The 11,015-nt window shown below is 72.1% G+C and carries 9 protein-coding genes and 1 tRNA gene; 1 reads left to right on the top strand and 9 read right to left on the bottom strand.

Annotation, left to right across the window (positions count from 1 at the left end; all coding sequences use genetic code 11):
• Positions 1 to 380: 380 nt before the first annotated feature.
• Together ACIBM5_RS27855 and ACIBM5_RS27850 are read right to left on the bottom strand one after the other, a co-directional pair.
• Positions 381 to 1,397 (bottom strand): NUDIX hydrolase, encoded by a 1,017-nt coding sequence (locus tag ACIBM5_RS27855; protein ID WP_396009315.1) that lies wholly within the window; start codon positions 1,395 to 1,397, stop codon positions 381 to 383.
• 340 nt (positions 1,398 to 1,737) lie between these two features.
• Positions 1,738 to 1,820: transfer RNA gene (locus ACIBM5_RS27850), tRNA-Tyr, on the bottom strand.
• A 174-nt stretch (positions 1,821 to 1,994) separates the two neighbouring features.
• Here ACIBM5_RS27850 and ACIBM5_RS27845 point away from each other — a divergent pair.
• Entirely contained in the window at positions 1,995 to 2,483 is a 489-nt protein-coding gene (locus ACIBM5_RS27845) for a YajQ family cyclic di-GMP-binding protein (RefSeq protein WP_026217952.1), read from the top strand.
• 292 nt (positions 2,484 to 2,775) lie between these two features.
• Here the strand turns inward: ACIBM5_RS27845 and ACIBM5_RS27840 are convergent, their stop codons facing one another.
• From ACIBM5_RS27840 to nuoK, 7 genes are all read right to left on the bottom strand, one after another.
• Positions 2,776 to 3,756, bottom strand: a complete 981-nt coding sequence (locus tag ACIBM5_RS27840) for a glycosyltransferase family 2 protein (protein WP_396009314.1) — start codon at positions 3,754 to 3,756, stop codon at positions 2,776 to 2,778.
• 273 nt (positions 3,757 to 4,029) lie between these two features.
• Complete coding sequence (locus tag ACIBM5_RS27835; protein ID WP_391585428.1) at positions 4,030 to 4,434, bottom strand: YccF domain-containing protein; 405 nt, start codon at positions 4,432 to 4,434, stop codon at positions 4,030 to 4,032.
• Between the two features lie 174 nt (positions 4,435 to 4,608).
• Positions 4,609 to 5,469: a zinc metalloprotease HtpX gene (gene htpX / locus ACIBM5_RS27830; RefSeq protein ID WP_391585429.1), complete on the bottom strand. Its 861-nt coding sequence runs from the start codon at positions 5,467 to 5,469 to the stop codon at positions 4,609 to 4,611.
• A gap of 181 nt (positions 5,470 to 5,650) precedes the next feature.
• Entirely contained in the window at positions 5,651 to 7,237 is a 1,587-nt protein-coding gene (locus ACIBM5_RS27825; protein ID WP_396009313.1) for an NADH-quinone oxidoreductase subunit N, read from the bottom strand.
• 1 nt (position 7,238) lies between these two features.
• Positions 7,239 to 8,750 (bottom strand): NuoM family protein, encoded by a 1,512-nt coding sequence (locus ACIBM5_RS27820; RefSeq protein WP_396009312.1) that lies wholly within the window; start codon positions 8,748 to 8,750, stop codon positions 7,239 to 7,241.
• 52 nt (positions 8,751 to 8,802) lie between these two features.
• Positions 8,803 to 10,701 carry an NADH-quinone oxidoreductase subunit L gene (locus ACIBM5_RS27815; protein WP_396009389.1) on the bottom strand — a complete coding sequence of 633 codons (1,899 nt, stop codon included), beginning with the start codon at positions 10,699 to 10,701 and terminating at the stop codon, positions 8,803 to 8,805.
• Positions 10,692 to 11,015, bottom strand: coding sequence for an NADH-quinone oxidoreductase subunit NuoK (gene nuoK, locus ACIBM5_RS27810; protein WP_391585432.1), 324 nt, complete (start codon positions 11,013 to 11,015; stop codon positions 10,692 to 10,694). Before nuoK ends, ACIBM5_RS27815 begins: the two co-directional genes overlap by 10 nt.

The following is an 11,015-nucleotide window of genomic DNA, read 5'->3' as shown; positions in this document are numbered from 1 at the left end:
AGCGCGGGTAGGGCTCGCCGTCATGGGGGCGGTCGGCGAGTCCGGTTGTGCTGCTCGCCCCCACGAAGCGCGAGCGGCCGACGCCGGACCGGGCCACACGCCGCGCGGCTGGGCGCCGTCGCCCGGCCGGCCGTCCCGGGCGGCGAACGCGCACTCCGTCCGAGGTGACCGGTTCGGTCCTCGGGCCACCGGGCTCGCGCACCGCACGCGGCGGCCGGGCTCGTGGGGCTCGGCCGCCGGCCCCCGCTTCCGGGACCTCGCGGATTCGGGGCCGTCCGTTGTGGTGGGCTCGGCGGCTTCGGGGGTGCCCCCTTCGGGCCGGGGTGGATCGGTCCGGCTCCCATCGCGTGTCGGCCGCCGTATGGTCGGGGCTCGCTCGGCTACTCGAAGGTGACGCCTTCCGGGGGAACGTCGACTCGGCTGTCGTCGTCGAGGATCGGGACGCCGAGGCGTTCGTGGGCGATCCGCTGGGCGGCGAGTGCCTGCGTCAGACGCGCTTGGTAGCCGTCGCCGAGGAGCTCGGCGGCCCGGCGCGGGGTGACCAGGACGCGGCTCCACGACCAGCCCGTGGCCGGGTCGGGGGCAAGCGGGCCGAGTGCGGCGATCCGCGCGGCGCTGCGGGACCTGACGTCGCCGCCGTCCGGGTCGGACAGATAGCCCACGTGGGTGGTCTTCCCGAGCACCGCGTTGGCCTCCTCCGCGACCTCGCGCGTCAGCGTCGCCAGGGCGTCCGCGTCCTCGGGCTCCGCGCCGCCGCCGGGCAGCGCGTACCCGCCGTCCGGGTCACCGACCAGCAGGACCCGCCCCTCGGGATCGAACAGCCACCCCGCCGCCCGACCCACCGGAGTGCCGACCGGAATCGGCTCGTCCTCGTGCCACACCCGCTTCTTCGCCGGCCGGTACTCACGCCCGTCGACCATGTACAGACAGGCCCCCGACGCGTACGCCTCCAACGCCACCGAGACCCGCCGCCGAGTCCGCCCCGGGAAGCGCGGCAGCGCCTGGTCGGGGGTGAGCACGTACACCGCGTCCAGTTCCGCATCGGCCGGGGCCAGCGCCGCGACCTGCTCGTCGGTCAGCGTCGGCCCGTCGAAGAGGAAATCCAGTACGACCCGCCCGCACGTCCCGGACGTCGTCGCGGACACCGCGAGCAGCCGGCCGACGGTGAGTTCGAGGCCCAGCTCCTCCCGCAGCTCGCGTCCGGCGGCCTCGTGCGGGGCCTCCCCCGGCTCGGCCATCCCGCCGGGCAGGTCCAGGCCGGGCTTGTAGTTGGGCTCCACCACCACGAGCCCGCCGTGCCGATCCCGCAGCAGCACCGAGGCGCCCACCAGTACTCCCGGCAGGGTCGCGCAATAGTCGATCAGCTCCTGCGATACCGGTTCGTCGTCACCGCTCACGCTCATCCGCTCCCCCGTACATCCGCCGACAGTCGTGGTCCCATCCTGGCCGACCGGTCGGACGCACCGGATCCGCGGCCCGACGACCCGCAACCTCCCACGCCCCGGGACACACCCACGAGGCGCCGCCCCACCCCAAGCACCCCGAGAAGCCCAACGCCGCACACCCCTCCGCGTCGACTCGCCGCCGGGCGACCCTGCCGCACCGCCGTCGGCGTCATCCCGCCGCTTGCCCACTCCACTACGAGGGCCGTCCACCACCCGCCCCGCACACCCGAGTCCACGCAACAAAAAACGGCCCCCGACCAAAACCTCTGGTCGGAAGCCGTCTTTCACGGTGTGGCGGGTGTTGGGTTCGAACCAACGTAGGCATACACCGGCAGATTTACAGTCTGCTCCCTTTGGCCACTCGGGCAACCCGCCGTGTGCGCCTTGCGGCGCGACGGGACAACAATAGCGGACCACCCGGGGTGCTTCGCCACTCGGTATCCGATCGGGTGGGTGGCGCGCGGCCGGAGTCGGGGTCGTGGGGGACGCTCTAGGCTGGAGGGGTTGCCTTCCCTCCCACTCAGTTCCCACAGAAAGCGATTCCGAGCCTTGGCTGACTCCTCTTTCGACATCGTGTCCAAGGTCGACCGTCAGGAGGTCGACAACGCGCTGAACCAGACCTCGAAGGAGATCGCGCAGCGGTTCGACTTCAAGAACGTCGGCGCGCACATCGGCTGGACCGGCGAGCAGATCGAGATGCGCGCCAACTCCGAGGAGCGTGTGAACGCGATCCTCGACGTGTTCCAGGGCAAGCTGATCAAGCGCAGCATCTCGCTCAAGTCGCTCGACGCCGGTGAGCCGAAGGCGTCCGGCAAGGAGTACAAGATCTTCGCGTCGATCCAGGAGGGGATCTCCCAGGAGAACGCGAAGAAGGTCTCCAAGATCATCCGCGACGAGGGGCCCAAGGGCGTCAAGGCGCAGATCCAGGGCGAGGAACTGCGGGTCTCGTCCAAGAACCGGGACGACCTCCAGGAGGTCATCGCGTTGCTCAAGGGCAAGGACCTGGACTTCGCGCTCCAGTTCGTGAACTACCGCTGACCGAGGCCGTCGGCCTGCGGTCACGCGCGGCGGCGCGGCGGCGGCAGGCTCGGGGGTACCCGGGTTCGAGGGCACAGCGAGGACGGATCGCCGGCGACGGTGGTCGAGAGTCCTCGCTGTGCCCTTCATGTATGCCGCGGGCATGCCGCTGCCCGGCTGCGCATGCCGCGTTCCGCCGCCCGGCCGCGATGGCCACCGGCGGCCACCGACCGCCGCTCCCGAGGACGGCCTGGCCCGGGACCGGCCGCGTACCCACGACCACACGGCCGGCCGGACGCCGGGCCGCCGGGCCCTACTGCTGCACCCGCTCCACCAGTGGCCCGCAGGCGTCGATGCTCTGGGTGTCGGCGCCGGTCAGGGCTGCGGACAGGCGGGTGGGGACGGTGTCCTCCTCCAGGCGGCCGGTGAAGCCCGCGTGCAGGACGCGGAGGGCGTCCTCGTAGGCGAACGGGGCCAGGTGGGCGCCGGTGGAGAGTTGTTCCCGGGCGATCGCGAACATGGTCAGGGCGTGTCGGCGAAAGCGGGCCACGCGGCCGGTGGGCGGCACGGGCCAGCGGGCGACGATCGTGCGGTAGGTGTCCTCGTACCGACCCAGCGAGTCGAGTTGGGCCGCCGCGCCGCCGGACAGCCGCGAGTCGACGGGTTCCCGGTGGTAGACCACGCCGGGCTGGGACAACCGGGCGAACGACCAGCCCCGGTCGTGCACCAGGCGCAGCCACAACGACCAGTCGACCAGGAGCGGCAATTCGGGGTCGAAGCGGAACCAGGACGCGGGCGCGGTGTGCGCGGGATTGCGCGCGACCACGGCGGTGGTGGGTACGAAGTTGGCCACCGAGAGCATGTCCGGGTCGTAGGGGAAGTCGTAGTGGTACGGGCTGCCCGGCGTCTCACCCGGCTTCGCCCGGTCGCCGCTGAGGATGCAGTCCGCGTAGATCGCGTCCGAGCCGGTGCTCTCCAGCGCGGCCAGGGCCCGGTCCAGGTGGCCGGGCAGGTACATGTCGTCGTCGTCGAGGAAGGCGACGAATCGCCCGGTGGCGATCTCCAGGCCGGCGTTGCGCGCCGCCGCCGGGCCGCGCGAGCGCGGGAAGGAGAGCAGCCGCACGGTCATCCCCCGGACGCCCAGTGGCAGCACACCCGCGACGTCCGCGCCGCCGTCGTTGACCACGACGACCTCGATGTCCCGCATGCCCTGGAGGGCGACGCTGCGCAGGGCATCGGCCAGCAGGGCCGTGCGGTCGCGGGTCGGAACGATGACACTGACCGTCGCCGCCACGGCAACCTCCGCGCTTCCCGGTGTGGGGTCTGCTTCCCGGTTTGGGGTGTAGTGCCTCTACCCGGGCCTACCGGGACATATCGACACACCGGGAGCGCGGCTACAGCGGTTGGCTCGGGTCTCCCTCGTACGAGATCACGCGATTGGCCTGTCCGGGTCCAGCGGCCGCCCGAGCGGCCGTGATCCCGACCGGCCGGCACCTCGACCGGCGAGCATCCCGACCGGCCGGCACCCCGACCGACCGGCAGCGAGCCCGTCGACCGGTCCGCCTGCTCAGACGCCCACGTGCATCGGGTCGTCGGTCGAGACGATCTCCCGGCCCAGCGGGGTGAGCGAGACCGGGATGAGCTTGAAGTTCGCCAGCCCCAGCGGGATGCCGATGATGGTGATGCACAGGATCAGGCCGGTGACCAGGTGCGCGAGCGCCAGCCACCAGCCGAACAGCACGATCCACAGGATGTTGCCGAGCATCGACCCGGCGCCCGCGTCGCGCCGCCACTCCACCCGGCGGCCGAACGGCCACAGGGCGTAGACCGCGATCCGCCACGACGCGATGCCCAGCGGGATGGTCACGACGAGGAAGAACAACAGAAAGCAGACGATGCCGGCGATGGCGTAGCCGATGGCCAGCCACAGGCCGGAGAACACGAGCCAAATGATGTTCAGGACAGTTTTCACGGACTTGTTCTACCCCGCCCCGGGCCCGCTGACGTCCCCCGCAGGACTGACGACGGCAGAACCCAACTGGCCGAACCCCACCGCTCCCCACGCGCCGGGCCGAAACGCGCCGGCCGACCCGAGCCGCACGGACCGCCCGGAACCGGACCGCCCGCCCCCGACCGATCCCGAGCCTCAGTGCCCCGCCATCGCCTCGAGCCGGGCGATCCGGTCCGCCATCGGCGGGTGCGTCGAGAACAGCTTGCTCATCCCGCCCGCGCCGCGCCGGAACGGGTTGGCGATCATCAGCGAACTCGTGGTCTGCAACTTCGGCTCCGGCGGGAGCGGCAGCGCCTGGGTGCCCGCGTCCAGCTTGCGCAGCGCGCTCGCCAACGCCATCGGGTCGCCGGTGAGCCGGGCCCCGGAGGCGTCCGCCTGGTATTCACGCGAACGACTGACCGCCAACTGGATGACACTCGCCGCCAACGGCCCCAGGATCATGATCGCCAGCATGCCGAACAGGCCCGGACCCTCGTCGTCGTTGCTGCGGCCGAACGGGATCAGCCACGCGAAGTTGACCAGGAACATGATCACGCTGGCCAGCGCGCCGGCCACCGACGAGATCAGGATGTCCCGGTTGTAGACGTGCGAAAGCTCGTGTCCGATCACCCCGCGCAGTTCGCGCGCGTCCAGGATGCGCAGGATGCCGGTCGTGCAGCACACCGCCGCGTTGCGCGGGTTGCGGCCGGTGGCGAACGCGTTGGGGGCCTCGGTGGGCGAGATGTACAGGCGCGGCATCGGCTGCCGGGCGTCGTTGGAGAGCTCGCGCACGATCCGGTACAGCTCGGGGTTCTCCGCCTCGCTGACCGGGCGCGCGCGCATCGAGCGCAGCGCGATCTTGTCGCTGTTGAAGTAGGCATAGCCGTTCGTGGCCAGGGCCACGAACAGGGCGATGATCAACCCGGTCCGACCGAAGAAGCTGCCGACGACCAGGATGAGCGCCGACATGCCGCCGAGCAGTACGGCGGTCTTCAGTCCGTTGTGCTGGCCGTGCACGGCAGAGTCCTCTCGCAAGCGTCCCAGGGGTGACAATGCGGGCCCGTGCGGGGTATCCGCCGGGTTGTCGCCCTCTGCCCGTTGTCTCTTCTTTCGCAACGGGACAACGCCTCGCAGAGTTCCCTCCCGGAGCGGGCGTAACCCCCCGCCGCGAGCCCCGCCCCGGGACCGGAACCGCAGGTCAGCCGAGCAGACCCGGCACGGTGAGCACGTGCAGCACCACCTGGGGAGCGACCGAGAGCAGCACCCCGAGAGCCCCGGTGAGCACCAGCGCGGCAACCACCGGAGCCGGTGTCCGGGTGGCGCCGAGGAGCCCGCCGCCCGGGCCGGACGCGCCGCCGGACGGGCTCGGCAACCCCGGCGCGGCGGGCGCGAACAGCTGCGCGGTCCAGGCCAGGTAGTAGTACAGGGCGATCACCACGTTGACCGCCATCACCACCGCCAGCCAGCCGGTGCCGGAGTCGATCACCGCCTGGAACACGGTCACCTTCGCGAACAGTCCGGCCAGACCCGGCGGGATGCCGGCCAGGCACAGCAGGAAGAACGCCATCGCCGCGGCGCCGACCGGACGCGAGCGGAACAGCGCGCGGTGATCCGAGACCAGGCCGCCGCGCTCGCGCGTCACCAGGGTCACCACCGCGAAGGCGCCCAGGTTCATCACCGCGTACACCGCGAGGTAGGCGACCGACGCCGGCAGCGTGTCGGCCAGGTCCTCGCCGTGCCCGGCGGCGGTCCCGAACGGGACCAGCACGTAACCCGACTGGGCGATCGAGGACCACGCCAACAGGCGCACCGCGTCGGTCTGTCGCAGTGCCGCCACGTTGCCTGCGGTCATCGTCACGGCGGCGAGCACCGCGAGCGCCGGACCCCAGATGTGCGCATACGGCCGGAACGCGATGCCGGCGACCAGCAGCAGTCCGGCGAATCCGGCGGTCTTGGAGACCACGGAAAGGTAGGCGGCGACCGGGATCGGCGCGCCGCGATAGGTGTCCGGCACCCAGAAGTGGAACGGCACCGCCGCGACCTTGAACGCGAATCCGACCATGGTCAGCACCGCACCGGTCGCGGCCACCGTGGTCAACCGCGGGTCCAGGTGCTCCAGGTCGCCCGCGATCCTGGCCAGGTGCACGCTGCCGGTGCTCCCGTAGACCAGGCTCACGCCGAACAACATCACCGCCGTGGCGGCCACGGACAGCAGGAAGAACTTCAGTGCGGCCTCGCCGCCCGGGCCGTCCCGACGCAGGCCCACCAGCGCGAACGCGGGCAGCGACAACGTCTCCAGGGCGACCACCAGGGTCAGCAGGTCGCGCGCGCCGGCCAGGGCGACCGCGCCGGTCACCGAGGACAGCAGCAGGAACTGGTACTCGCCGCCGGGCACCTCGCTCTCGTCGCTCTCGTCGCTCTCGTCGCTCTCCTCGCCGCCCTCGGTCGGCCCGGTCCTCGGCACCGACAACATCGGCATCGACAACAGCACGACCACGACCGCCGAGCCGAGCAGCACCAGCTGGAGCACCAGGGTCAGGTCGGTGACCACGTACGAGCAGCCCGAAGGCGAGCAGAACGTGCCGCGCGCCTCGGAGTCGTCCGTGCGCAGCGGCACCAACAGCACCAGCGCCGTGCCGAGTCCGGCCAGCGTGAGCCAGGGCAGCACGGCCTTGCGCGGGCCCTCCAGGAACAGGTCCGCGAGCAGCACCACGAGCGCGGCGACCGCGACGGCGACCACCGGCCCGATCGCGAGCCAGTCGATCGACTGGACGTCGAACGGCATGTCAGCTGCCTCCCATGAGGGCACGCACGGCCGGGTCGGTGATCGCGAGCACGGTGGCCGGCCACAGTCCGGCGAGCAGGGTCAGCGCGACGAGCGGGGTCCACACCACGACTTCGCGGCCGGTCACGTCGACCTCCGGGCGACCTGTCGGGGCCTCGCCCGCGGGGCCCATGCACAACCGGCGGACCAGACCGAGCATGTAGGCCGCGGTCAGCACGGTGCCCAGGCCGGCCAGGACCAGGAAGGTCCGGTAGCCGCCGGTGGACAATCCGGCCGCGGGCTCGTACGCGCCGTACATCGCGAGCAGTTCGCCCCAGAAGCCCGCCAGCCCGGGCAGCCCGAGTCCGGCCACCGCGCCGAACGCGACGAGCGCGCCGAGTCGGGGTGTGCGTCCGTACATCCCGCCGCCGAGTCGGCCGAGCAGGGCGGTGCCGTGTCGGTCCTTGACCGCGCCGGCCAGGAAGAACAGCAGGCCGGTGATCAGGCCGTGGCCGATGTTGACGAACAGCGCGCCGTTGATGCCCTGCGGGGTCAGCGTCGCGATGCCCAGGAGGGCGAAGCCCATGTGGCCCACCGAGGAGTAGGCGATGATGCGCTTGAGGTCGCCGTCCGGGTCGCGCAGCAGCGCCAGGCACACCAGCGAGCCGTACACGATGCCGACCACGCCGAACGCGGCCAGGTACGGCGCGAACGTCTCGGCGCCCTCCGGCAACATCGGCACCGCGATCCGGATCAGGCCGTACGTGCCCATCTTGAGCAGCACGCCGGCCAGCAGCACGGAGCCGGCCGTCGGCGCGGCGGTGTGCGCGTCCGGCAGCCAGGTGTGCAGCGGCCACATCGGCACCTTGACCGCCAGGCCCAGGCCGATCGCCAGGAACGCCAGCACCTGGACGCCGTGCGACATGCCCGCGCCGTGCCGGTCGGCGAGTTCGACCATGTCGAAGGTGCCGGTCTTCGCCTGGATCAGCAGGAAGCCGAGCAGCATCACGGCCGAGCCGAGCAGGGTGTACAGGATGAACTTGTACGAGGCCGGGCCGCGTTCGCCCGGGCTCCCCCAGCGGTTGATGAGGAAGTACATCGGGACCAGTACGACCTCGAAGAAGAGGAAGAACAGGATCAGGTCGAGCGCCGCGAAGGTGCCCAGCGTGCCGGTCTCCAGGAGCAGGAACAGCGCGACGAACGCGCGGGAGTCGCCGCCGGGCGGAATGTTCCACAGGCTGTGCACGGCGACCAGCAGCGTGAGCAGCGCGGTGAGCAGCAGCAGCGGCAGCGAGATGCCGTCGATGCCGAGGTGGAAGCGCAGGCCCAGCGAGGGCGCCCAGGACACGTCCGTCTCGAACTGCATCCCGCGGCCGCGGTCGAAACCGCACGCGAGCACCACGGCACCGACCAGGGTCGCCGCGCTCGCGCCGACACCGACCAGCCGGGCCGTGCGATCCGCGATCCCGGGCAGCAGGAGCAGGGCGGCGCCGAGCAGCGGCACGGCCACGACGAGGATCAGCACGACGCTCACCGCAAGGTCTCCTGGGCATGAGAGGGCGTCGGGGGCGACATGCGACGGCGGGTCACGAGCCCACCGCCACGGCGACGGCGAGCACGACCACGCCCGCGAACAGGCCGGTCAGATAGAGCCGGGCGTTGCCGTTCTGGCCCCGGCGGATCCCGCCGCCGAGCAGCCACGCGCTCTGCGCGGCGCCCTTGACGTAGGTGTCGACGACGGCGCCGTCGCTGAACCGACTCGCCTTGGCGGCGAGTCGGACGGGAGTCAGGATCAGCGCCGCGTACAGCCCGTCCACGTCGAATCCGCGCAGCGCCGGGCCGCGCAGCGGACCCAGTACCCGGGCCGGATCGCCGGCCGGGTCGCGCCGCCACAGCGCGCCGACCACGCCGGCTCCGAGCACGAGTGCGGCCAGCGCGAGCACCGTGGTCGGCAGCTGCGGGGTCAGTTCGGCGTAGCCCAGGTCGCTGCCGAGGGGCGGCAGACCCGGGAAGGCCACGAAGCCGAACAGCACCGTGGGCACCGCGAGCACGATCAGCGGCCACACCATCGCGGCGGGCGCCTCGCCCGTGTACGCGGGCTTGCCGTAGTCCGCCGCGTCCGCGTGCGCGGGCACCTCCGCGCCGGGCGCACTCTCGCGCGCCGGTCCGAGGAACACCCGCAGCCACACCCGGGTCGCGTAGGCCGCGGTCAACGCGGCGGTGAGCAGCCCGGCCACCAGGACCAGCCAGCCGGCCGACTGCGGTACCGGGCCGTGTCCGGCGGCGGTGTGCTCGGCCGCGCCGAGCACCGCCTCCTTGCTGAAGAAGCCGGCGAACGGCGGCACACCCGCGAGCGCGGCGAGTCCGGCGGTCATCGTCCAGAACGCGATCGGCGCGCGGTGCCGCAGTCCGCCCATGCCGGCCAGCGCGCCGGTCCCGGCGACGTGGATGGCCACCCCGGCGCCGAGGAAGAGCAGCGCCTTGAACGCGCCGTGCGAGAGCAGGTGGAACACCGCCGCGTCGCGTCCGCCGACCGCGAGGCCGCCGGTCATGTAGGCGAGCTGGCCGACCGTCGACCACGCGAGCACCCGCTTGAGGTCCTCCTGGGCGAGCGCGGCCAGGGCCGAGCCGATCATGGTCGCCGCGGCCAGCACCGCGAGCACGATCAGCGTCGCGTGCGCGGCGAGGAAGGCCGGATACAGGCGGGCCACCAGGTAGGCGCCGGCGGCGACCATGGTGGCCGCGTGGATCAGCGCGGACACGGGGGTCGGGCCGGCCATCGCGTCCGGCAACCAGGTCTGCAGCGGCACCTGCGCGGACTTGCCCGCGACGCCGCCGAGCAGCAGCAGGGTGCCCGCGGTGACCCACCCGGCGCCGCCCTCGGGCACCGCGGCGAGCACGTCGCGGATCCGGAACGAGTCGGCGCCCGCGGCGAGCACGAGGATGCCGATCAGGAACGGCACGTCGCCGAACTTGGTGACCACGAACGCCTTGATCGAGGCCGAGCGGGCCGCCTCGGTCTCCCAGTGGTGGCCGATCAGGAAGTACGAGCAGACGCCCATCACCTCCCAGCCGACCAGGAGCACGATCAGGTCGCCGGTGTACACGACGAGCAACATCGCGGCGGTGAACAGCGACACCAGCGCGGCGTAGGACGAGTAGCGCGGATCCTCGCGCAGGTAGGCGGCCGAGTAGATCTGCACCAGCAGCGCGACCACGGTGACCAGCACCGCGGACAGCGCCGCGAGTCCGTCCACCCGCAGCCCCAGCGTGATGTCCAGGGCGCCGGTGGGGGTCAGCCGCACCGCCGATTCGCGCGTGTCGTCGCCGATGCCGACGGCCACGGCGATCGCGAGTCCGGTGGCCACCAGGGCGGCGGGCACGGCGATCAGGACCGGGCGCACCCGGCGGCCGAGGAACAGCCCGAGCAGGGCGGCGAGCGCGGGCAGGCCGGTGGCCGTCGCGGCGGCGACCGTCATACCGATCCCTCCTTGTGCTCGGCGAGCTCGTGCAGTTCGGGGATGTCGGTGGTGGCCCGGTTGCGGAACACCATCAGCACGATCGCCAGGCCCAGGCCGATCTCGGCGGCGGCGATGGTGATCACGAACAGGGTCAGCGCCTGACCGGCGTGCAGCGTGTCGCGCAGGTACATGTCGAACGCGACCAGGTTGATGTTGACCGCGTTGAGCATCAGCTCGATCGACATCAGTACGAGGATCGCGTTGCGGCGCGCGATCACCCCGTAGAGCCCGATGCCGAACAACAGGACGGCGAGGACGAGCGGATAGACCAGATGCAT

It is taken from the genome of Embleya sp. NPDC050493, assembly GCF_044458105.1.
Lineage (GTDB): Bacteria > Actinomycetota > Actinomycetes > Streptomycetales > Streptomycetaceae > Embleya.
This window is presented reverse-complemented; position numbering and strand designations above follow the sequence as displayed.

Bases quoted from the DNA above. Each gene is read 5' to 3' on its own strand.
- ACIBM5_RS27825 (WP_396009313.1), bottom strand. From the start codon at position 7,237: ATGCCGTTCGACGTCCAGTCGATCGACTGGCTCGCGATCGGGCCGGTG.
- nuoK (WP_391585432.1), bottom strand. From the start codon at position 11,015: ATGCATCTGGTCTATCCGCTCGTCCTCGCCGTCCTGTTGTTCGGCATC.